At 72.3% G+C, this 22,225-nt stretch carries 19 protein-coding genes; 13 read left to right on the top strand and 6 right to left on the bottom strand.

Going from position 1 to position 22,225, the window contains the following annotated elements; genetic code table 11:
- Positions 1-4: 4 nt before the first annotated feature.
- Positions 5-1,810, bottom strand: a complete 1,806-nt coding sequence (locus tag HZS56_RS05740) for an ABC transporter ATP-binding protein (RefSeq protein WP_216719596.1) — start codon at positions 1,808-1,810, stop codon at positions 5-7.
- 310 nt (positions 1,811-2,120) lie between these two features.
- Here HZS56_RS05740 and HZS56_RS05735 point away from each other — a divergent pair, with 310 nt between their 5' ends.
- A complete protein-coding gene (locus tag HZS56_RS05735; protein WP_216719595.1) occupies positions 2,121-2,582 on the top strand; it encodes a MarR family winged helix-turn-helix transcriptional regulator in 462 nt (153 codons plus the stop codon).
- A gap of 31 nt (positions 2,583-2,613) precedes the next feature.
- Here the strand turns inward: HZS56_RS05735 and HZS56_RS05730 are convergent, their stop codons facing one another.
- On the bottom strand, positions 2,614-3,375 hold the full coding sequence (locus tag HZS56_RS05730; protein WP_216719594.1) for a hypothetical protein: 762 nt from the start codon (positions 3,373-3,375) through the stop codon (positions 2,614-2,616).
- Positions 3,376-3,556: 181 nt separating this feature from the next.
- Between HZS56_RS05730 and HZS56_RS05725 the strand changes: the two genes are divergently transcribed.
- The 4 genes from HZS56_RS05725 (at position 3,557) to HZS56_RS05710 (ending at position 8,454) form a co-directional block, all read left to right on the top strand.
- Positions 3,557-5,557, top strand: coding sequence for an ABC transporter transmembrane domain-containing protein (locus HZS56_RS05725; RefSeq protein WP_216719593.1), 2,001 nt, complete (start codon positions 3,557-3,559; stop codon positions 5,555-5,557).
- A complete protein-coding gene (locus HZS56_RS05720; RefSeq protein ID WP_216719592.1) occupies positions 5,554-7,335 on the top strand; it encodes an ABC transporter ATP-binding protein in 1,782 nt (593 codons plus the stop codon). The genes HZS56_RS05725 and HZS56_RS05720 overlap by 4 nt, the downstream gene beginning before the upstream one ends.
- Before the next feature lie 315 nt (positions 7,336-7,650).
- Positions 7,651-8,121: a DUF5709 domain-containing protein gene (locus HZS56_RS05715; RefSeq protein ID WP_216719591.1), complete on the top strand. Its 471-nt coding sequence runs from the start codon at positions 7,651-7,653 to the stop codon at positions 8,119-8,121.
- A gap of 60 nt (positions 8,122-8,181) precedes the next feature.
- Entirely contained in the window at positions 8,182-8,454 is a 273-nt protein-coding gene (locus tag HZS56_RS05710) for a type B 50S ribosomal protein L31 (protein ID WP_216719590.1), read from the top strand.
- Positions 8,455-8,486: 32 nt separating this feature from the next.
- On the opposite strand, the gene HZS56_RS05705 is transcribed toward HZS56_RS05710, so the two are convergent.
- Positions 8,487-9,281 carry a metal-dependent hydrolase gene (locus HZS56_RS05705; RefSeq protein ID WP_216719589.1) on the bottom strand — a complete coding sequence of 265 codons (795 nt, stop codon included), beginning with the start codon at positions 9,279-9,281 and terminating at the stop codon, positions 8,487-8,489.
- A gap of 145 nt (positions 9,282-9,426) precedes the next feature.
- On the opposite strand from HZS56_RS05705, the gene HZS56_RS05700 reads away from it, so the two are divergent.
- Both HZS56_RS05700 and HZS56_RS05695 read left to right on the top strand, forming a co-directional pair.
- A complete protein-coding gene (locus HZS56_RS05700; RefSeq protein ID WP_216719588.1) occupies positions 9,427-11,940 on the top strand; it encodes a DEAD/DEAH box helicase in 2,514 nt (837 codons plus the stop codon).
- Between the two features lie 19 nt (positions 11,941-11,959).
- Positions 11,960-12,826, top strand: a complete 867-nt coding sequence (locus HZS56_RS05695) for an acyl-CoA thioesterase (protein WP_216719587.1) — start codon at positions 11,960-11,962, stop codon at positions 12,824-12,826.
- Positions 12,827-12,851: 25 nt separating this feature from the next.
- Here the strand turns inward: HZS56_RS05695 and HZS56_RS05690 are convergent, their stop codons facing one another.
- Positions 12,852-13,871: a DUF6397 family protein gene (locus tag HZS56_RS05690; RefSeq protein ID WP_253913788.1), complete on the bottom strand. Its 1,020-nt coding sequence runs from the start codon at positions 13,869-13,871 to the stop codon at positions 12,852-12,854.
- Positions 13,872-14,010: 139 nt separating this feature from the next.
- Positions 14,011-14,424 carry a roadblock/LC7 domain-containing protein gene (locus tag HZS56_RS05685; RefSeq protein WP_216719586.1) on the bottom strand — a complete coding sequence of 138 codons (414 nt, stop codon included), beginning with the start codon at positions 14,422-14,424 and terminating at the stop codon, positions 14,011-14,013.
- 108 nt (positions 14,425-14,532) lie between these two features.
- Here HZS56_RS05685 and HZS56_RS05680 point away from each other — a divergent pair, with 108 nt between their 5' ends.
- The 4 genes from HZS56_RS05680 to HZS56_RS05665 all read left to right on the top strand — a co-directional run bounded on the left by HZS56_RS05680 (position 14,533) and on the right by HZS56_RS05665 (position 17,454).
- On the top strand, positions 14,533-14,961 hold the full coding sequence (locus HZS56_RS05680; protein WP_216719585.1) for a PPOX class F420-dependent oxidoreductase: 429 nt from the start codon (positions 14,533-14,535) through the stop codon (positions 14,959-14,961).
- Between the two features lie 253 nt (positions 14,962-15,214).
- Entirely contained in the window at positions 15,215-15,814 is a 600-nt protein-coding gene (locus HZS56_RS05675) for a class I SAM-dependent methyltransferase (RefSeq protein WP_216719584.1), read from the top strand.
- Between the two features lie 270 nt (positions 15,815-16,084).
- A complete protein-coding gene (locus HZS56_RS05670) occupies positions 16,085-16,399 on the top strand; it encodes a hypothetical protein (RefSeq protein WP_216719583.1) in 315 nt (104 codons plus the stop codon).
- 140 nt (positions 16,400-16,539) lie between these two features.
- On the top strand, positions 16,540-17,454 hold the full coding sequence (locus HZS56_RS05665) for a hypothetical protein (RefSeq protein WP_216719582.1): 915 nt from the start codon (positions 16,540-16,542) through the stop codon (positions 17,452-17,454).
- A 135-nt stretch (positions 17,455-17,589) separates the two neighbouring features.
- Here HZS56_RS05665 and HZS56_RS05660 read toward each other — a convergent pair whose 3' ends face one another.
- Positions 17,590-17,772, bottom strand: a complete 183-nt coding sequence (locus HZS56_RS05660; RefSeq protein WP_216719581.1) for a tail-anchor membrane protein — start codon at positions 17,770-17,772, stop codon at positions 17,590-17,592.
- Between the two features lie 266 nt (positions 17,773-18,038).
- Between HZS56_RS05660 and HZS56_RS05655 the strand changes: the two genes are divergently transcribed.
- Together HZS56_RS05655 and HZS56_RS05650 are read left to right on the top strand one after the other, a co-directional pair.
- Positions 18,039-20,930: an SCO1167/SCO6262 family helicase gene (locus HZS56_RS05655; protein ID WP_374201083.1), complete on the top strand. Its 2,892-nt coding sequence runs from the start codon at positions 18,039-18,041 to the stop codon at positions 20,928-20,930.
- Entirely contained in the window at positions 20,927-22,192 is a 1,266-nt protein-coding gene (locus tag HZS56_RS05650) for an SWF or SNF family helicase (protein ID WP_216719580.1), read from the top strand. The genes HZS56_RS05655 and HZS56_RS05650 overlap by 4 nt, the downstream gene beginning before the upstream one ends.
- Positions 22,193-22,225: the final 33 nt, after the last annotated feature.

Genomic DNA, 22,225 nt, shown 5'->3' with positions numbered 1-22,225 from the left:
ATCGTCACATTGTCGGCTCCAGTCGGGCGTCCCTGCGCACCAGCGCCGCGTACCTTCCGTCCAGCGCCAGCAGTTCCTCGTGGGTGCCCTGTTCGGCCAGGCGCCCGGAGTCGAGGACCACGATCCGGTCGGCGTCCCGGACGGTGGACAGGCGGTGGGCGATGGTGATCGTGGTGCGGTTGGCGGACAGTGCGTCGATGGCGTCCTGCACCGCGGCCTCGGTACGGGTGTCCAGGGCGCTGGTCGCCTCGTCCAGGACCAGGACGGGCGGGTCGCGCAGGATGGTACGGGCCAGGGCCAGGCGCTGCTTCTCGCCTCCGGAGAAGCGGTGGCCGCGCTCGCCGACCACCGTGTCGTAGCCGTCGGGCAGGGCCGCGATGTGGTCGTGGATCTGGGCCGCCCTCGCCGCCGCCTCCAGCTCCGCCTCGGTGGCGTCGGGCTTGGCGAAGCGCAGGTTCTCGGCGACCGAGGCGTGGAAGAGGTACGTCTCCTGCGAGACCACGCCGACCGCGCGGGCCAGGGTGCCGAAGTCGAGGTCGCGCACGTCCACCCCGTCGAGGGTGACCCGGCCGCCCGTCACGTCGTACAGCCGCGGCACCAGGTGGCCGAGCGTGGACTTGCCGGCTCCGGTGGGCCCCACGACGGCGAGGCTGCTGCCCGCGGGGACGGTGATGTCGATGCCGTCGAGGACCGGGCCGCCCTTGCCGTCGTACCCGAACTCGACGCCCTCGAAGCGGACCTCGCCCTTGACCTGGTCGAGACGGACGGGGTCCTTCCGCTCGGTGATGTCGACCGGCAGGTCGAGGTACTCGAAGATGCGCTGGAAGAGGGCGAGCGAGCTCTGGATCTGGACGCCGGTGGACAACAGGCTCACGGTGGGGCGGAACAGGCCCTGCTGGAGCGAGACGAAGGCGACGATGGTGCCGAGGGAGACGCCGGCACCGCCGAGTTGCAGGGCGATGCCCGCGGCCCAGTAGATGACCGCCGGCATCGCGGCCATGACGATCGTGATGACGGCCATCCGCCAGCGGCCCGCCATGTTCGACTTCACTTCGAGGTCGACCAGCCCCTCGGACTCGTCCGCGAAGGCGCGGGTGAGCGAGTCGGAGCGGCCCATGGTGCGGCCGAGCAGGATGCCGCTGACGGAGAGCGACTCGGTGACCGTGGCGGCCATGACGGCCATCTGCTTCTGGCGCCGGGTGGTGATCTTCCGTCGCTCCCTGCCCACGCGGCGGCTGATCCACACGAAGACCGGCAGCAGGAGCAGCGAGACCACGGTCAGCCGCCAGTCGAGGACGACCATCGCGACGACGGTGGCGACCACGCTGGTGAGGTTGGAGACGAGGGAGGTGGCGGTCGAGGTGACGGTGGCCTGCATGCCGCCGATGTCGTTGGCGATGCGGGACTGGACCTCGCCGGTGCGGGTGCGCGTGAAGAACGCGAGGGACATCTGCTGGAGCCGGCCGTAGACGGCGGTGCGCAGGTCGTGCATGACGCGCTGGCCGACGGTCGTGGAGATCAGTGTCTGCAGCACACCGAAGACGCTGGTGAGGACGGCGCCGAGGATCATGCCGAGGGCCAGCAGACTGAGGAGGCCGGTGCGCCCCTCGGGGAGGGCGACGTCGAGGATCTCCTTCAGCAGGAAGGGCGTGGCGACCGACACCAGCGAGGCGGCGCCGACGAGCAGGCCGACGACCGCGAGGCGGCCGCGGTAGGGACGGAACAGCTTCAGGATGCGGCGCACCTGCCGGGGCTGTTCCCCGGCGTCGGCGGCGGGCGCGGTCCAGACGGAAGCACGGTCGGGGTGCATGGGCTCCTTCGGGGGACTGCACGGACGGATCGGCGGAGGCCCGCGGACCGCGCGCGACGGGCGACGGGCGACGGGCGACGGGCGAGCGTGACGGGTGACGGGTGACGGGTGACGGGTGACGGGCAGCGAACCGGCCGACGGTGGGCCTCCGCGATCCGCGGCCGGCCGGTCCGGCGGCCACGAGTGCGGCAGCCGGACTGCGGGGCGACCGGTCGGACGCCCGCGGGCCGGCGGACCTCCACAGACCACATGGATCACAGGTCATTGTTACCTATACTCACAATGAATGCCATCCTGATATTGTTCCCGCATGACCGCGCCCGATCCCGACGGCCTGCTCGCCGAGCAGTTGCTGCGGCTCACCCGCAGGGTGCACCGCATCCAGAAGCGCCACCTCGAGCACCGTGGCCTCGGCATCACCCCGGCCCAGTCCCGGTTGCTGCGCACCCTGGCGCACTACGGCTCGCCGCCCCGCATGGCCGACCTGGCGGAGCGCCTGGAGGTCGTCCCCCGGGCGGTGACGACCCTGGTCGACGGGCTGGAGACGGCCGGGAAGGTACGCCGCGTCCCCGATCCGGACAATCGCCGGGTCATCCGGATAGAGCTGACCGACGACGGGCGTGCGGCACTGCGTGAACTGCACGGCGCCCGACGGTCCGCCGCGGAGGAGATCCTTGCGCCGCTGTCGGAGGAGCAGCGCACGGCGCTCGGCGGACTGCTGGACGCCCTGATCGACGGGCCCGGCACGGGGCGGGACCGCCGGACGGCGTGACCGGCGGCACGGCCCGGGGCCCGCCGTCCGCTCAGGCCTCGAGGTTCGCCCTGTCCCCCATGACCACGACCGGGTGCCGGTCCGGGTCCAGCGTGCGCAGCAGGTACTCCATGCCCGACTTGGAGACACTGACGCAGGCCGACGTGCCGCTGCCGTGGTCCATGTGCAGCCAGATCGAGCCACCCTTGGACGAACCCTCGGGCCGGGTCGGGTCGTTCGGCGGGGTGCCCTTGACCCGGTTGTAGTCGATGGCGATCACGTAGTCGAAGTCGTGCCAGTGCGACTCGGCCCACGAGCGCGGTGCAGCGAACGCACCGGACTCGGTGTACGGCAGACCCGCTGCGGGGTCCGGGTCCGGGAGCACTCCACCCGCGTCGGTGAGCGTGAACACTCCCACGGGGCTGCGGTTGTCGTCCTCGTGGTGGTCGGTCGTCCACCCCTTCTTGCCGTTGTGCGCGGCCCAACTGCGGGCGCGGTGCCAGGCGGAGCCCTGCTTCGTGTAGAGCACGACCGTGGAGTCGGCGGAGTCCTTGCCGTCGCCGTAGACCGCCACGACCTGGCTCGAGTCGCCGGGAATCCGCTGCTGGAGCCGGTCACCGACGCCGGGGATCCGCGTCGGGTCGGCCGGGGCGGTGCTGCGGCCCGCCTTGCCTGCCGTGCTGCCCGAGCCGCCCGCCCCGGCGTCCGGGCCGTCCCCCGGGGATCCGCCGCAGCCGGTCACGGCCGTCACCGTCAGCAGGGACCCAAGAGCCGCCACCGCGACCACCGAACGCCGTACTCCACCGCTTCCCATCCGTCCATGGTCGCACCCCGGCACGAGGTGCCCGGCAGGGGCCGGACGGCTACCGCCGGATTCTTGTCCCGCCTTGGAAAACCGCTTGATTTTCGGCCTGTGGCAACGCGAACCTTTCACGGTTTGCAGTCTCCTGATGCCGTGTTGCAACGGCACCCCTGACACGAGCCGCTGGGACGTCATGCAGATCCAAGACCTTCCGTATCCCGACCCGGGCGTGCCCGACGCACGCTCGGGCCCCCGATTTCTGTGGTGGCTGTTCCGCAACCAGCTCGGCGGGCAGCTCAAGTCGCTGGCCTGGGGCCTGCTGCACTTCACCGCCGTCTCCGCACTGCCCTTCTGCGTCGGGTTCGCCGTTCAGGCCGTCGTCGACCGTTCCGGCGACCGGCTCGCCCTCTCGGGCCTCCTCATGGTGCTCTGCGGTGCCGGCACCGCGCTCGGCGACACCTTTCTGCACCGCACCGCCGTCACCAACTGGATCACCGCCGCCGCCCGGGTCCAGCAACTGCTCGCCCGCAAGACCGCGCTGCTCGGCTCGGCGCTCACCCGACGGGTCGCGGCCGGCGAGGTCGTGGCCGTGTCCACCGGCGACGTCGAGAAGATCGGCTGGTTCGTGGAGGCCGTCTCCCGGTTCACGGCCGCGGCGGTGACCGTGGTGCTGGTCTGCGCGGCTCTGGTCGTCTACCAGCCGGCGCTCGGCATCGTGGTGCTCGTGGGCCTGCCGGTACTGGCCCTCGCCGTACTGCCCCTCCTCCCCCGGGCCACCCGGCGGGCCGACGTCCAGCGCGAGAAGGCCGGCCGGGCCACCGAACTCGCCTCGGACACCGTCGCCGGGCTGCGCGTACTGCGCGGCATCGGCGGTGAGGAACTCTTCCTCGACCGCTACCGCAGCGCCTCCCAGGACGTACGGCACGCCGCGGTGCGCAGTGCTCGCATGTGGTCCCTGATCTCCGCGATCCAGGTGCTGCTGCCGGGCCTGCTCCTGGTCTCGGTGGTCGTGCACGGCGTCGGCCTGGCCCGCGACGGCCGGATCGGCGTCGGCGAACTCGTCACCGTCTACAGCTCGGTCATGATCCTCACCTACCCGCTGCGGCACTTCGAGGAGATCGCCATGGCGTACTCCTTCTCCCGGCCGTCGGCCAAGCGGGCCGCGCGGGTGCTCGCGCTGGAGCGGGCCACGGACGTCGCGGGCTCGCGCGCCGCCGAGACCCCCACCGGGGACCTGTCCGATCCGGCCACCGGTCTCCTGGCGCCGGCGGGCCGGCTGACCGCCGTGGTGTGCGGCGATCCGGACGCCGCCGGGCGTCTGGCGGAACGGCTCGGCGGGCACCCCGCCCAGGAGGGCACGTCGGCGCTGCTCGGCGGAGTTCCGCTGGACGAGTTGCCGCTGGCGTCCGCGCGCACCGCCGTCCTGGTCCAGGACAAGGACCCGGTGCTGCTCTCGGGCACCCTGCGTGAACTCCTCGCCGTGCCCGCGTCCGGAGCAGTCCGCGCCGAGGAGGCTCTTGCCGCCGCCCAGTGCGGCGACGTCCTGGCGTCGCTCGCGCAGGGCTCGCTCGGCGCAGAGGACCCGATGGACGCCCGCATCACCGAGCGGGGCCGGTCGCTGTCGGGCGGGCAGCGCCAACGGCTGGCGCTCGCCCGCTCCCTGGTCACGGACCCGGAGGCACTGGTCCTGGACGAACCGACCTCTGCCGTGGACTCGCACACCGAGGCACGGATCGCGGAAGGCGTACGCACGTTGCGGCAGGGCCGCACCACGGTCGTCTTCACCTCCTCGCCCCTGCTGCTGGACCGCGCGGACCGGATCGTGTTCCTGGACGACGGTGAGGTGGCCGCGGTCGGTGCCCACCGCGAGCTGCTGCACACCGAGCCCCGGTACCGGGCGGTGGTCATCCGCGAGACGGCCGAGGAGTCGGCGGCACGTCCCGGCGAAGACCTGGCCGGGGACGGGCCCGAGAAGACCGTCACGGCGAGGACCGCGCCGGACAAGCCCCTTCCGGAGAGGACCGGGCCGCGCAGGGCAGCACCGCAAGAGGACGCGCACACCCGAGTACTCGGGGAGGACCGCGTACTCGATGACGACGGCGTGATCGGGGACAGCGGCGTACTCAGGGACGACGGCGTACTGAAGGACGACGAGGCACTGCACCGACTGGAAGAGATCGAGGAGACGGCATGATCGGCGTCGCGCCACCGTCGTACGACCCGGCGGCACCGACGACCGCCAGCACCCTGCCCGTCGGCGCACCCGCGACCGTACGCGCCTACGCGGGCGAACTGCTGCGCCGGCACCGCCGCGCGTTCATCCTCCTCGTGACGGTGAACACCGTCGCCGTGATCGCCTCGATGGTGGGCCCCTACCTGCTGGGCGGGCTCGTCGAACGTGTCTCGGACGACGCCCGCGAACTGCACCTCGGCCTCACGGCCACGCTCTTCGTGGTCGCGCTCGTCGTACAGGCGGCGTTCGTGCGTGAGGTGCGGCTGCGCGGGGCCGTGCTCGGCGAGCGGATGCTGGCCGACCTGCGTGAGGACTTCCTGGTGCGGTCGGTCGGACTGCCACCCGGCGTGCTGGAACGGGCCGGCACCGGAGATCTGCTTTCCCGGATCACCACGGACATCGACCGCCTCGCCAACGCCATGCGGGAGGCCGTGCCCCAACTGGCGATCGGTGCCGTGTGGGTGGTGCTGCTGCTCGGCGGCCTCGTGGTCACGGCGCCGGCGCTGGCGCCTGCGGTGATCATCGCGGTACCGCTGCTGGTGATCGGCTGCCGCTGGTACTTCCGGCGGGCGCCCGCCGCCTACCGCTCCGAGGCCGCCGGGTACGCCGCGGTGGCCGCCGCCCTCGCCGAGACCGTGGACGCCGGGCGCACCGTCGAGTCGCACCGTCTCGACGCCCGCCGCATCGAGCTGTCGGAGCGCCGGGTCAAGGAGTGGACGGCCTGGGAGCGCTACACGCTGTGGCTGCGCTCGGTCCTCTTCCCGATCATCAACGTCACCCATGTGACCGTGCTGGCCTCCGTCCTGCTCGTGGGCGGGGTGTTCGTCCTGCACGGCTGGATCGGGGTCGGCCAGCTGACCACGGCGGCGCTGATCGCGCAGATGCTCGTCGACCCGGTCGGCATCATCCTGCGCTGGTACGACGAACTGCAGGTGGCGCAGGTGTCCCTGGCCCGGCTGGTGGGCGTCCGGGACATCGAACCGGACGCAGGTGACCCGTCGCTGGCTCCCGAGGGCCGGCACGTGCACGCCGACCGGGTGCACTTCGGCTACCTCGAGGGCGTCGACGTCCTGCGCAAGGTGTCGCTGGAGGTCGCCCCCGGCACCCGGCTCGCCCTGGTGGGTCCCTCCGGCGCGGGCAAGTCCACCCTGGGCAGGCTGCTGGCCGGGATCTACGGGCCCCGTGACGGCCGGATCACCCTGGGCGGCGCGGAACTGTCCCGGATGCCCGCGGAACGGGTCCGTTCGCACGTGGCCCTCGTCAACCAGGAGCACCACGTCTTCGTGGGGTCCCTGCGCGACAACCTCCGCCTCGCCCGGGCAGGCGCCACCGACGCCGAGTTGTGGGCGGCGCTGGGCGCGGTCGACGCGGCCGACTGGTCCCGCTCGCTCGACGGGGGCCTGGACACCGAGGTCGGCTCGGGCGGTTTCACGCTGACCCCGGCGCAGGCGCAGCAGATCGCGCTGGCCCGTCTGGTGCTGGCCGACCCGCACACCCTGGTGCTGGACGAGGCGACATCCCTGCTCGACCCGAGGGCCGCCCGCCACCTCGAGCGGTCCCTGGCGAGGGTCCTGGACGGCCGCACGGTGGTCGCGATCGCCCACCGCCTGCACACCGCCCACGACGCGGACGTCATCGCCGTCGTCGAGAACGGCCGGATCAGCGAGCTGGGCAGCCACGACGACCTCGTCGCGGCCGACGGCGCCTACGCGGCCCTGTGGCGGTCCTGGCACGGGTGAACGGACGGTGTACCGGGCGCGGCGACCGTGCGGTGCGTCGCCGGGAGACGGCGCGGAACGGCCTACGGGGGCGCGGGGCCCGGCCGGGCCCGGTCCACACGGCTCGCCGTGCGGGCCGGGAGGGGCGGGTCGCCGGGCGGCGTCCGTGCCGTTGCGGGTTCCCGAAGCGGGGTGGAAGGCTGGGAGGAGGCACCGGCTCGAGGTGAGCCCGGGAACCGTGGGGTTCCGCCACGGGTGAGTGCCGTGCCGCGAGCTCCGGCGTCCCGCCGCGCTCCACGGCGGGAAGGGGCCGGTCCCCACCCCATGGAGGTACCCGTGAACAGCGCCGACGGATGGGGAGACGACGTCTACCAGCCCGACGGGTCCGAGCAGAGGGAGGACACCGGGCTGCTCGACGGCGAGGACACCCTCGAGGGCGACGGTGTCGACGATCCCCTCGACCGGGGCTGGTCCCCACCCGAACGGCCCTGGGCCGTGGAGCACCCCGGTGTCACGGCCGCCGAACGTCACGAGGGCGAGACACTCGACCAGAGGCTCGCCGAGGAACGGCCCGATCTGGTCGCGCCCGACGACGACGGGCTCGGCGACCTGGCCGGTACCGACGGGGAACTGCTGGACAACGAGGTCGGCGCGAACCGCTCGGGCCGGCTCGTCGCACCCGACGAGGGCGCGCACGAGGACGAGGAGCCGGCGCTGGTCGCCCTCGACGTGGGTATAGACGGCGCGGCAGCCTCCGCCGAGGAGGCCGCGATGCACGTCGTCGACGAGGACTCCATGCCCGGCTGACGCCACCCGGAGCGGCACAGCCGCCCCGCCACCACGAACCTCGCCGTACGAGGAGCAGCCATGCAGCAGGACAAGCACCCCGACTACCGGCCCGTCGTCTTCCGTGACCGCAGTGCCGGCTACGCCTTCCTGACCCGGTCCACCGCGACCAGCGACCAGACCATCGACTGGGACGACGGGGAGACCTACCCCGTGGTGGACGTGGAGATCTCCTCGGAGAGCCACCCCTTCTACACGGGCAGGGCCAGGACGGTGGACTCGGAGGGGCGAGTCGCCCGCTTCGAGCGCCGCTACGGCCAGGGCGGGGACGAGGGCGCCGCCGGGACCGGCTGAACGGCCCGGGCTCCGCAGGCCGCCCGGACGAGTCAGATGAAGTTGAGCGCCGCCGCGCCGCCCACTCCCCCCAGCAGCATGAACACCGGCATCAGCACCTTGAGCTCCACCCAGCTGCCCGCCCGGAACCGCATGGCCTTGGGCGGGCCGATGGGGTACCAGCGCTTGCGGCCCACCGGTATCGGCCAGAGCACGGGGCAGCCCGAGACGGTCAGCGCGTCCCCGATGTCGTGCACCAGCGCGCCGAGCACGATGGGCAGACCCAGCCACAGGTACTCCTGGCCCGGCGCGGTGAACAGCCAGTCCGAGCCGCCGTCCGGCTTGTCCAGTATCCCGGCGATGATCCAGGCACTGGTTCCGGCGAGCAGCCAGACCAGCACGTCGCTGCTGGAGCCGCGGGTCGCCCGCCAGAGCAGGCCCTCGATGGCCAGCACCATGTGGACGAAGAGGATCGCCAGAACCGCCCAGCGGCCGCCGGTGATGGCCAGGACCGACGTGCCCCCGCCGATCAGCACCGCCCACAGCCAGGTGTGCGTCAGTGTGCGGTGCCCACCGGAGCGACGCGGGTCGCCCTGCTTCTTGGTGGCTTTGTAGACGGCGTAGGACAGCTTGTCGACGATCTCGCAGAGCCCCCGTGAGACGGGACCGAAGGCGCGGGAGATGGTCGCCGCCTTGTGGTCGAGGTCCGGTGCGAGGGCCGCTCCGGCGCAGATCAGGGCCCCGGCCAGCAGCACCGGCCAGGGCATCGGCTGCCCCGCGGCGGCGGTCGCCGCCCCGACGCCGAGCCACGCCGCCGCGCCCGACAGTGAGTGTGCTGGTCCCATCATCGTCGTTGCCCGCCCCATTCCTCGTGTGCCGCTGTGCAGTTGTCCGGATCCACTGATGCGTCGTCGGCGACCCAGCGTAGCGTTCGTGATCTTCACGCGGACAGCCGATTCCCCCATAGCGGCCGGGGGCAGGCAAGATGGGGGTGTGACCCTCATCGATCAGCTGCCGCGGACCGCCGACCCCGACGCCCTGTACGAAGCCTTCGAGGCGTGGGCCCAGGAACGCGGTCTGACGCTCTACCCCCATCAGGAGGAGGCGCTGATCGAGGTGGTCTCCGGCGCGAACGTGATCGTGTCGACGCCCACCGGGTCCGGCAAGAGCATGATCGCGGCGGGTGCGCACTTCGCCGCACTGGCCCGGGACGAGGTCACCTTCTACACGGCACCGATCAAGGCGCTGGTGTCGGAGAAGTTCTTCGAGCTGTGCAAGATCTTCGGAACCGAGAACGTCGGCATGCTGACCGGCGACGCCTCCGTGAACGCCGACGCCCCCGTGATCTGCTGCACCGCCGAGGTCCTGGCGTCGATCGCGCTGCGCGACGGCAAGGACGCGGACGTCGGCCAGGTCGTCATGGACGAGTTCCACTTCTACGCCGAACCGGACCGCGGCTGGGCCTGGCAGATTCCGCTGCTGGAGCTGCCCCGGGCCCAGTTCGTCCTGATGTCGGCGACGCTCGGCGACGTGTCCTTCTTCGAGAAGGACCTCGCGCGCCGGACCGGCCGTCCCACCTCGGTGGTCCGCTCGGCCACGCGCCCGGTCCCGCTCTCCTACGAGTACCGCTACACGCCGCTCACCGAGACGCTCACCGATCTGCTGGCGGCCCGGCAGGCGCCGGTCTACATCGTGCACTTCACCCAGGCGCAGGCGGTGGAGCGGGCCCAGGCGCTGATGAGCATCAACATGTGCACGCGCGAGGAGAAGGAACGGATCGCCGAGCTGATCGGCAACTTCCGTTTCACCACGAAGTTCGGCCGCAACCTGTCCCGCTACGTGCGGCACGGCATCGGGGTCCACCACGCCGGCATGCTGCCGAAGTACCGGCGGCTGGTGGAGAAGCTCGCGCAGGCCGGCCTGTTGAAGGTGATCTGCGGGACGGACACGCTCGGGGTGGGCGTCAATGTACCGATCCGGACCGTACTGTTCACGGCACTGACCAAGTACGACGGCAACCGGGTGCGCACCCTGCGGGCCCGGGAGTTCCACCAGATCGCCGGCCGGGCCGGCCGCGCCGGATTCGACACGGAGGGCTTCGTCGTCGCCCAGGCGCCCGAGCACGTCATCGAGAACGAGAAGGCGCTCTCGAAGGCCGGTGACGACCCGAAGAAGCGGCGGAAGGTCGTCCGCAAGAAGGCGCCCGAGGGCTTCGTGGCCTGGTCGGAGAACACGTTCGAGAAGCTCATCGGGTCCGAGCCGGAGCCGCTGACGTCCCGCTTCCGGGTCACCCACACCATGCTGTTGTCGGTGATCGCCCGTCCCGGCGACGCCTTCGCCGCCATGCGGCACCTGCTGGAGGACAATCACGAGCCGCGCAGGCAGCAGCTCCGGCACATCCGCCGTGCCATCGCCATCTACCGTTCCCTGCTGGACGGCGGCATCGTCGAGAAACTCGGGCAGCCGGACGCCGAGGGCCGCACCGTGCGTCTCACGGTCGACCTCCAGCAGGACTTCGCGCTGAACCAGCCGCTGTCCACGTTCGCCCTGGCCGCTTTCGAGCTGCTGGATCCGGAGTCGCCGTCGTACGCGCTGGACATGGTGTCCGTCGTCGAGTCCACGCTGGACGACCCCCGGCAGATCCTCGCCGCCCAGCAGAACAAGGCACGCGGCGAGGCCGTGGCCGCCATGAAGGCCGACGGGGTCGAGTACGAGGAACGCATGGAGCGTCTCCAGGACGTCACCTACCCCAAGCCACTGGAGGAACTGCTCTTCCACGCCTACGACACGTACCGCAGGAGCCACCCGTGGGTGGGCGACCACCCACTGTCGCCCAAGTCGGTCATCCGCGACATGTACGAGCGGGCGCTCACCTTCACCGAGTTGGTCTCCCACTACGAACTGGCCCGCACCGAGGGCATCGTCCTGCGCTACCTGGCCAGTGCCTTCAAGGCCCTCGACCACACCGTCCCGGACGATCTGAAGTCCGAGGACCTGCAGGATCTGATCGAGTGGCTCGGTGAGACGGTGCGCCAGGTCGACTCCAGCCTGCTCGACGAGTGGGAGCAGCTCGCCAACCCGGAGGAGATGACCGCCGAGGAGGCCCAGGAGCGGGCCGACCAGGTGCGGCCGGTCACGGCCAACGCCCGGGCCTTCCGGGTGCTGGTCCGCAACGCCATGTTCCGCCGCGTGGAGCTCGCCGCCCTCGACCAGGTCGACGAGCTGGGCGAGATGGACGCCGACGCCGGCTGGGACGCCGACGCCTGGGGCGAGGCCATGGACAAGTACTGGGACGAGTACGACGACCTGGGCACCGGCCCCGACGCCCGCGGCCCCAAGCTCCTGATCATCGAGGAGAAGCCGCAGGACGGCCTGTGGCGGGTGCGGCAGATCTTCGACGACCCGAACGACGACCACGACTGGGGCGTCAGCGCGGAGGTCGACCTGACGGCCTCCGACGCGGAGGGCCGGGCGGTCGTCCGCGTCACCGACGTCGGCCAGTTGTGAGCACAGGAGAAACCCACCGATGACGAATCCCGCCGAGAGCCTCGTCGCCCTGCTCGACCTGGAGCAGATCGAGGTCAACATCTTCCGCGGCCGCAGCCCCGAGGAGTCGCTGCAGCGGGTCTTCGGCGGCCAGGTGGCCGGCCAGGCCCTGGTGGCCGCGGGCCGCACCACGGACGGCGACCGCCCGGTGCACTCGCTGCACGCGTACTTCCTGCGTCCGGGACGCCCGGGGGTGCCGATCGTGTACCAGGTCGAACGGGACCGGGACGGCCGGTCGTTCACGACGCGACGGGTCACCGCCGTGCAGCAGGGCCGCACGATCTTCACGCTCACCGCCTCCTTTCACAAGCCTGAACAGGGAAGTTTTGAACACCAGCTGCCGCCGGCCCGCAAGGTCCCGGATCCCGAGTCCCTGCCGACGGTCGCCGACGAGGTGCGCGAGCACCTGGGAGCGATGCCGGAGCAGCTGGAACGGATGGCCCGGCGCCAGCCCTTCGACATCCGCTATGTCGACCGGCTGCGCTGGAGCGCGGAGGACGTCGAGGGCGCCGAGCCCCGCAGCGCCGTGTGGATGCGGGCCGTCGGGCCGCTGGGCGACGACCCGCTCGTGCACACCTGCGCCCTGACCTACGCCAGCGACATGACCCTCCTGGATGCCGTACGCATCCCGGTGGAGCCTCTGTGGGGGCCGCGGGGATTCGACATGGCCTCGCTGGATCACGCCATGTGGTTCCACCGGCCGTTCCGCGCGGACGAGTGGTTCCTGTACGACCAGGAGTCCCCGATCGCGACCGGCGGGCGCGGTCTGGCCCGCGGACGGATCTACGACACGGAGGGGCGCATGCTGGTGTCCGTCGTGCAGGAGGGGCTTTTCCGGGCCCTGTAGGTCGGTTGCCTCCGGGCTTCGGAGGTCAGATGCCTCTGCGCCGCAGCCGGCCGAGCAGACCGAGGAAGCGTCCGTTCGCCGCCGCTTCGTGGCGCGGCTCGCGCGAGTGGTGTTCCGGTCCGTGCCGGTGGTGTTCCGGTCCGCGCAGATGGTGCCCCGGCTCGCGCGGATCGTGCCGCGGCTTCTGCTGCTCGTGTTCGAACTCGGGCCGGGCTGGTCCGGTCAGGGCGGCCGGCCGTGGCGCGGAACACTGCCGGCGGGCGGTCGCCACCGCGTCGGCCAAGTCGGCACGGAGCCATTCGATCTCGTCCGGGTCCGCCGCCGTCATGATCTCCTCGGCGAGCTGCGCGGCCGGGGAGCCGGGCGAGCCGGAGAGCTGCCGCACCGGCCGGAACCGGCGCAGATGGGAACGCTCGTAGGGATCGGTGACGACCTCCGGCACCTCTGCGGTGTCGAGCAGGGACGCCACGGCCGCGGCCCGGGCCCACGGGTCGTCGGCCTGACGGAGCAGGCATCCGAGGTCCCGTCCCCGCCAGTTGCGAGGGCGCAGGTCCAGGCCCTCGTCCAGCTGGCCGCGCAGCCCTTCGGGCGTGCGGCCCTTGAGCAGTCGGGCATTCCGTCCGTCGGCGGCGAACTGGTGCAGTTCGTCGGCCAGGTACAACCAGACGACGGTGCGGTAACGGTTGACGTAGAAGCTCACCGGCACCAGCAGGCCCAGGCGGGCGAGGCGGGTGAACCGGGCTTTGGTCACTTCCATGAGCGCCGCGCCCTCCGTGGTCCCGACGACCCGGACCGCGGACCGGAACCCCCGGGGGAAGTCCTCCGCCGACCGGATGCGCTCGATCTCGTCGCGGCCGACGCGCCGGCCGTCTCCAGCGTCGCCGGGTACGGTGCGGATACGGCCGAGGTGTACGGCGAGGTCGAACTCGCTGCGCTTGACGCCCAGTTCACGGGCCGCTCGGCTCGGGGTGCAAGAGGTGTGACGGTCTGTGCCGGCCGGTGCGGCGGATGCGGTCGCTGCCTGCGTGACAGTGCTGCCGGTCATGTGCGTTCTCCCCCGTGGAGTGTGCGGCCGACGCCGTTCGCGCCCGCCTGACACAAAACCGTAGCCGCGGTCGCGACATCCGTGGGGAGCCTGTGGACAACTCTGCCGGTCCACTGCGCCGGAGAGGCTGAAGCGCAGGTCACGGCTCCGTGGGTGATATCCGTCCCGGCTGTCGCGCGTCGATGTCGAGGTGCTCGCCGACCCGGTTGACGAGCAGTGTCATCTCGTAGGCGATCTGCCCGATGTCGACCTGCGCACCGCTGAGCACGCACAGACAACTGCCCGTTCCTGCCGCGGTGACGAACAGGACGGCCTCGTCGAACTCGACCATCGTCTGCCGCACCCGGCCGGCACCGAAGTGCCTGCCTGATCCCTTGGCGAGGCTGTGCAGCCCGGACGAGACGGCGGCCAGGTGCTCGGCGTCCTCCCTCCGCAGGCCCGTGCTCACTCCGGTCACCAGCCCGTCGTTCGACAGTATTAACGCGTGCCGCACGTGTTCGACGCGTGCGGTCAGGTCGTCCAACAGCCAGCCGAGTCCCTGGTTCTGCGCCATGATCCGATCTCCCCGTGTCGTCCCCGTGCGCATTCCACCCCCCCCTGCCGGGGGATCCCTTCCGCCAGCCTTCACCACGCCCGTGCTCCGGGCAAGCAGGATGGAGGCATGGCACAGAAGATGACCGATGAGGAATGGCGGGCGTTCGTCTCGGACGGCACCCGCACCGGAAAGCTGTCGACCGTCAGGGCGGACGGCAGCCCGCACGTGGCGCCGATCTGGTTCGTACTGGACGGGGACGACGTCGTGTTCAACACCGGCCGGGAGACTGTGAAGGGGCGCAATCTGACCCGTGACGGCCGGGTCGCCCTGTGCGTGGACGACGACCGGCCACCGTTCGCCTTCGTCGTCCTGCAGGGGCGGGCCAGGATCTCGGAGGACGTCGGCGAGCTCCGTCACTGGGCCGCCCGCGTCGGAGCCCGGTACATGGGTGAGGAGCGCGCCGAGGAGTTCGGATCGCGCAACGGCGTTCCGGGCGAGCTCCTGGTCCGCGTCGCCGTCGACAAGGTCCTGGCGCAGAAGGACGTGGCGGACTGAAGGCCTGCGCGACCGTGCCGGTGCCGGTCGCGGTCATTTTCGCGGTCGGACCGGCGTGCCCGGCCGGGGCAGCCTGGCGGACGGCACGGCTGCTCCGGGCGTACGCGACGGTCGGATCGTCGCCTTGTCCCGGCCGGGAGTCCCGCCGCGCGTGGGGCGGCCCTCGCGTCACTCATGGCCCGTCCGTCACCCGGCGGGCCGCGCGGTATGCGCACCCGAGCCTTCCCCGTGCGGTTGGGGAATCATGCGGGGCATGAGCAGCGACCACACACACGTACAGGAGTTCTTCGGTGCCCGCGCGGTCGACTGGGACAGCCGGTTCCCCGACGACGGCCCGGTCTACGCGGCCGCGGTCGCCGAGCTGGGCCTGCGAGAGGGTGACCGGGTACTCGACGCGGGCTGCGGCACAGGACGTGCGTTGCCCCCGTTGCGCAAGGCCGTGGGGCCCTCGGGGCTGGTTCTGGGGGCAGACCTGACGCCCGGAATGCTCCAGGCGGCCGTAGAGGCCGGGCGGCACCGTGACGGGCGGCTGCTGCTGACCGACGTCGCGGCGCTGCCGCTGCGCTCGCGGTCGCTCGATGCCGTGTTCGCGGCGGGGCTGATCGCGCACCTGGCCGATCCGGCCGGGAACCTGCGGGAGTTGGCACGCGTCGTGCGCCCGGGCGGCGTGCTGGCCCTGTTCCACCCGATCGGCAGGGCGGCGCTGGCGGCACGGCAGGGGCGACGGGTCACGCCGGACGACCTCCGCGCGGAACCCAGTCTCCGACCGTTGCTGGCCGGCTCCGGATGGCGATTGACGTCGTACTCCGACGACGACGGCCGCTTCCTGGCCCTCGCCGTTCGCGGGGCCTGACCTCGGGTCGCGCCCGGCACCGCCGCCGCTCCCAGTGACGCGCCAAGTCCCCGGAGAGCCGTGGGCCGAGGTCGGCCGACAGCTCTCCGGGACGTCCTGGAGAGATCCGCGCGGCGGATCCGTACGGCAAGTCCGCGTCGACCGTCGAAGAGCCTCGGGCTTCCCAGGGGCCCCCGGACTGCCCCCTTCTGCCGCCGCAGCTTCAACTCTACGTTGAGCAGCAGAATCCGTACGGTGCGCCATGGCGGCCGTCAGGGGAGGGTGATCCACATGCTGGGCAGGATCCGTGAGACCTGGAACAGACGGCGCGCCGATCGGCGCACGGACGCGACGGCGAGGGCTCGACCCGAGTCCCGGAAACGGGCACGCTCACACAACCTGTTCGAGGCCGCCGCCGCTTACGTCTCGGCGGGTGTGGAGAACAACCAGGACGGGATGGACGAGGCGGCGGGCTGGGTGTCTCCGGAGGCCCTGTCGTTCGGCGTGAACGAACTCGCCTGCCGGGCCGTGATCGCGCTCGCGCGGGAACGCGACGAGCCGCCGCGGGACGTCGCCCGGGCCCTCCTGGGACTGCCCGCGACCTGATCGTCCACGTCGGTCTCCGGTGGTCGATTCGCCCCTGTCCAGCCGGAAAACTGCAGCTCGGGTGCGTCCGGGAGTCGTGACAAGGACTTCCCGGGAGCACTAGGGTGCGCGCCATTGGACGAACCGATGGGGAGGCTGGGATGGCCGGGACGGACGAGGAGGCCGTCGCCGCCGCGGACGATGCGCTCTACGTGCTCACGGCGGTGCTGCTGACGCCGGCGAAGTTTCCGAGTGTGCTGGGCGACGACTACCCGGAGGCGTGCGCCGCGCTCGGTCTTCCTCCGCTGGCCGACGGCTACGGTCTGGTGCTCGGTCAGGACGGCGACGGCGCCCGGTGGACGGTTGTCGTCGACGACGTCTCACTGGTCGCCGTCGCCGTGGCGTCCTGGGACTGCGGCATGGAGTACGACCTGTCACCGGAAGAGCGCACGGTCGTCGCCGCGCTGCCCGGCTGGCCCCTGGCGGTCGCCGTGGCGGCGCCCGGTGTGCCCGCACCGCACGACCCCGGACCCGAGTCCGCCGACCAGCCCGCGCTCCGCCCTCCGGACACCACGGTGTGGGGACCGGCGCAGCGGCGCCTGGGGGCCGACGAGATCGCGTTGCAGTGGGCACAGTGGCGGGAGCAGGTCGACGACGCGGAGTTCCCCGTGCCGGGCGGCGACGCACCTGCGGGGACTGCCCCTCCCGACGGGACGGCCGACAGCGCACGCGAAGCGCAGGACCCGACAGCCGGCACCGCGGACGCCACGGACCGCGCGGCCGGCTCGAAGGGCACGGAGCAGTCCGGGCACGACGGCGTCCGGCGCGTGCTCGAGGAGGCCCGCGCCTATGTCGACACGCCGCCGCCTCTCGGGCGGGTCCGGTCGTCGTTCGCACCGGGGGACGCTCGGACGCTGCGAGCCGACGGTCCCGGCTGGTCGCTCGTGGCCAGGACCGACGACATCGCCTTCATCCTGCTCGACGAGGAGCCGGGGGAAGTCCTGCCGGTGGGACGCGGGCCGTCGCTGCCGGGGCTGCTGGAGTCCCTCGACAAGATGGCCGTACGGCCCAGCTGACGGCAGGACGCCGGAGCACCCGGCGATCGACAGTCGCGGACGGCGCGGCCCGCACGGCGGTGAGCCCCCGGTTTCACATCGTCCGGCGTGCTCTGCCCTGCCCCTTCCTCCCGGGCCCATTCGTGTCCGGGTGCCTCAGCGCCCTATCTCCTTGCGCGTGACCCTGCGCAGCCTCTGCCTCTGAGACGGATCCAGGGTGAGGTACGCGGCGGCCGGGACTCCGAGAACTATCAGCAGGGCGGCCCACCAGGGCAGCCAGATCAGCAGGATGAGTCCGGCCGCCACGCCCCCTGCCGCAACCTTGGCGTTCTTCGACATGTTGTCGCCTCCTTCGCGGCCTCTGCCGCTCTCTGTCCTGAAAACGGGCCCGCGTGCCCGGCAGTTCCGTACCGCGGCCCTGAGTCGTCCCTGAGACCGGACCCTTACGCACCCCTGAGGTACAGAGGGCGGCTCATCCCGCGGAAGACATCTCCCCGCCCCGGAGTGACTCATGCCACACCTTCTCCGCATCCCACCTCCTTGACACTCATGTACAATCGGCCGCCGCGTCCCGTCTAGTCAAATTTGAGGAATACATCATCGCCGTGCAGACGGATCTCCCCGCACCATCTTCTGAGGCCCCCGCTTCTGAGACCCCCGCGCTCGTCGGCTGCTGTGCCACCTTCCTGCCCGGTGATCCGGCCCGCACCGGCAGGATCGCGTTCTGGAGGCCCGACGGCGAGCCGCCCGGAACCGTTCCGTCGGGGCTCGGCGAACGGCCGACGGTCGACGACCTGACGGTCCTGCTGCCGGGCAGCGACGGCGTGGCGAGGGTGAGCGTGCCCGCTCTGCTCCTGCCGGTACGGGCGGCGCTGCCGGTCCTCACACGCGCGCGTGTGAGAGCGGACAGCCACCGGGCGTCGGTGTTCTGGGGCGCCGTCGCGACCGAGGCCCTGCACGTCGTGGCACGCGGGCTGCTGCTGCCCGGCCTGTCCACGAAGGGCCACGACGCCTGGCGCGCCGGTCCGCTGGGAGCGGAGGAGACCGAACGGGTTCGCCACCTCGCCGCCGCCATGCCGCCGGAGGCACACGCCGTCCCGGTCGACACCCCCGGGCCCGCCCGGCTGCCCGAACCGGAGCGGCTGGTGCGCGCCTTCCTGGACGCCGTCGCCGACACGCTTCCCCGCTCCCCCGCGGCCGGACTCGTGACGGCCGGACCCGTGTACGCCTCCCACGAGCTCCGGCGGACGCCCGAGCTGGGCGAGTGGGCCGCCGATGTCGCCGCCGGGCACGACACCGGCGTCCGGCTCTCCCTGCGCGTGGAAGTGCGGGGCCTGTCGGCCGCCGCGCCCGAGGAGGCCCGGCCCGCCTTCCGGATCGTGCCGCAGGTGCACAGCGTCAGCGATCCCGCGCTCGTCGCGGACACCTCCGAGGTGTGGGCCGGCACCGTGGGCGACGGATTCGGTACGCGCACGCAGATGGACGCCCTGCTCGCCCTGCGCCGTGCGGCACGGGCCTGGCCCGCCCTCACGCCCCTGTTGTCGGCCGCCGTGCCGGACGCCGTCGAACTCGCCGACGAAGAGGTCACCGAACTGCTCGGCACCGGATCCCGGGCGCTCGCCGGTGCGGGAGTCGACGTGCACTGGCCGAAGGAGCTGGCACGCGACCTGAGCGCCCGCGCGGAGGTCGGGCCGCCCGACGGCGCCCAGGCCGGCCGCACGGACATGTCCGGGACCGGACCGTCGCTCCTGTCCGCCGACTCGCTGCTCGCCTTCAACTGGACGTTCGCCCTGGGCGGCGAGGGGCTCACGCGCGGGGAACTGGACCTGCTGGCCGAGGCGAACCGCCCCGTGGTGCGCCTGCGGGAGCAGTGGGTGCTGGTCGATCCCGACGAGGCGCGCCGCGCGCGGGCACGGCAGGACCACAGAATCAGACCGGTCGACGCGCTCGCCTCCGTCCTGACGGGCTCGACGGAGGTCGACGGACGCCGCGTGGAGGTGCGCCCCACCGGATGGCTGGCAGAGCTGCGGGAGCGACTCGCCGATCCGGAGGCGCAGGACACCGTCGCACAGCCTGCGGCGCTCGACGCCACCCTGCGCGACTACCAGCGCCGGGGCCTCAACTGGCTGGTCCGCATGACGTCGTTGGGTCTGGGCTGCTGTCTGGCCGACGACATGGGGCTCGGCAAGACCATCACGCTGATCGCCCTCCACCTGCACCGGCAGACCGACGCGGACGCCGCCGGGCCCACTCTGGTCGTCTGTCCGACCTCCCTGATGGGCAACTGGCAGCGTGAGATCGAGCGGTTCGCGCCCGGCACGCCCGTGCGCCGGTTCCACGGCTCCCGGCGCGACCTGGAGGCCCTCGCGGACGGCGAGTTCGTGCTGACCACCTACGGCACCATGCGTCTGGACAGCGACCGGCTCGCCGCCGTTCCGTGGGGCATGGTGGTGGCGGACGAGGCCCAGCACGTGAAGAACCCGTACTCGGAGACCGCGCGGCAGCTGCGTACCGTCGGCGCCCGCGCGCGCGTGGCACTCACCGGCACCCCGGTGGAGAACAACCTCTCGGAGTTGTGGGCCGTCCTGGACTGGGCCACACCGGGCCTGCTGGGCGGACTCGGCGCCTTCCGCCGGCGCTATGCCCAGGCCGTCGAGGGCGGCCAGGACCAGGCGGCTGCGGAGCGCCTGGCGCGGCTCGTACGGCCCTTCCTGCTGCGTCGCCGCAAGTCTGACCCGGGAATCGCGCCGGAGCTGCCCCCCAAGACGGAGACCGACCATCCGGTGTCCCTGACCGCGGAACAGACGGGCCTGTACGAGGCGGTGGTGCGCGAGGCGCTGGCGGAGATCGCCGGGGCGGACAGCATGGCCAGGCGAGGCATGATCGTGAAGCTGCTCACGGCCCTCAAGCAGATCTGCAACCACCCCGCGCAGTACCTCAAGGAGGACCGGCCGAGGATCACCGGCCGGTCCGGAAAGCTGGAGCTGCTGGACGAGTTGCTCGACACGATCCTCAGCGAGGGGGCGAGCACCCTGGTCTTCACCCAGTACGTGCAGATGGCGCGCCTCCTTGAGCAGCACCTTGCCGCGCGCGGTGTGACGTCGCTGCTCCTGCACGGCGGCACCTCGGTCGCGGCACGGGAGTCGCTGGTGCGGCAGTTCCAGGACGGAGAGGCACCGGTCTTCCTGCTGTCGTTGAAGGCGGCCGGCACCGGGCTGAACCTCACGCGCGCGGAGCACGTCGTGCACTACGACCGCTGGTGGAACCCCGCCGTCGAGGCCCAGGCCACCGACCGCGCCCACCGCATCGGCCAGACCCGCGCCGTACAGGTGCACCGCCTGATCGCCGAGGGGACGATCGAGGACCGGATCGCGGCGCTGCTGCACCGCAAGAGGGAACTCGCCGACGCGGTACTGGGCACGGGCGAGGCGGCGCTCACCGAACTGACGGACGCGGAACTGGCCGACCTGGTGGAACTGCGAGGGGGTACGCGATGAGCCGGTACGAGGACACGGAACGGACGTTCTCCGCCCTGCCGCCCGCGCACGGGCGGGGTTTCGCCGGGACATGGTGGGGACGGGCCTGGCTCAAGGCCCTGGAGGACGCGGCGATGGACGCGGCGCAGGTGAAGGCGGGGCGGCGACTGGCGCGTGCGGGAGCGGTCGGAGCGGTGTCGGTGCGGCCGGGGCGCATCACCGCGGTCGTACAGGACCGGGACGGTACGGCGCATCGGGCCGACGTCCTGCTGGAGCAGCTCTCCGACGCCCAGTGGGACCGCTTCGCCGAGATGGCGATCGAACGGTCCGGGCACGTCGCGGCGCTGCTGGACCGCGACATGCCGCCGCACCTCGTGGAGGACGCCGCGACCGCCGGCATCGAGCTCCTGCCCGGGATGGGTGACCTCGAACCGGAGTGCGAGTGCGGAGCATGGGACCACTGCGGGCACACCGCCGCGCTCTGCTACCAGGTCGCCAGGCTGCTGGACCAGGATCCCTTCGTCCTGCTGCTGATGCGTGGCCGCGCTGAGGACGCCGTACTCGACGCGCTCCACACGCACGGCGCCGCACCCGCCGGGGACAGCGTGGCCCGGCCGGAGGGTGTGGACGCCGCCGAGGCGTACGCGGCGGGGCACGTACTGCCTCCGCTGCCCGCGCCGCCCGTCCTCGGCGACGGCCCCGGCGTCCCCCCGTCGCTGGACACCGAGACGGCGCCCCCGCCCGGCGTCGACCCGTCCGCCGTTGCCTTCCTGGCCGCCCGAGCGGCGTCGGAGGCACACCGCCTGCTCGCCGGAGCCCTGCGGGACGGACACGCGCGGCAGCCCGTGGACGGGGAACCGACCCCGGCACAGGACGCGGTACGCCTGGCCGCGGGCGGCCCCGGAGCGGAGGTACTGGACCGGCTCGCGCAGGGCTCGGGGCGCACCCGGGACGCGCTGTCCGTCGCCGTCCGGGCGTGGCGGCTCGGGGGGCGGAGCGCGCTGTCGGTACTCGAGGACGAATGGGCGGTGGAGAGCGACACACTGGCACGCGCGCGTGCCGCGCTGGACTCCGCCTGGGACGAGGACGAGCGCCCGTCCCTGCGGGCACGGGCCAACCGGTGGACCGTGGTGGGCGCGCCGCGGCAGCTGCGTCTGGACCGCGAGGGGCGTTGGTGGCCGTACCGCGAGGAGGGCGGGCGCTGGGTACCCGCGGGTGAGCCCGCGCAGGACCCTGCGACGGCTCTGGCCTCCATGGCGCCTGCAGCGGGGGACGAGCTCTGACGTTCGGCCCCGAGGACTGAGGGGAGCGGCCGC

This window comes from Streptomyces mayonensis, from assembly GCF_018982965.1.
GTDB classification, from domain to species: Bacteria; Actinomycetota; Actinomycetes; order Streptomycetales; family Streptomycetaceae; genus Streptomyces; species Streptomyces mayonensis.
The sequence above is the reverse complement of the archived record's forward strand: the minus strand, read 5'-3'. Positions and strand labels throughout refer to the sequence as shown.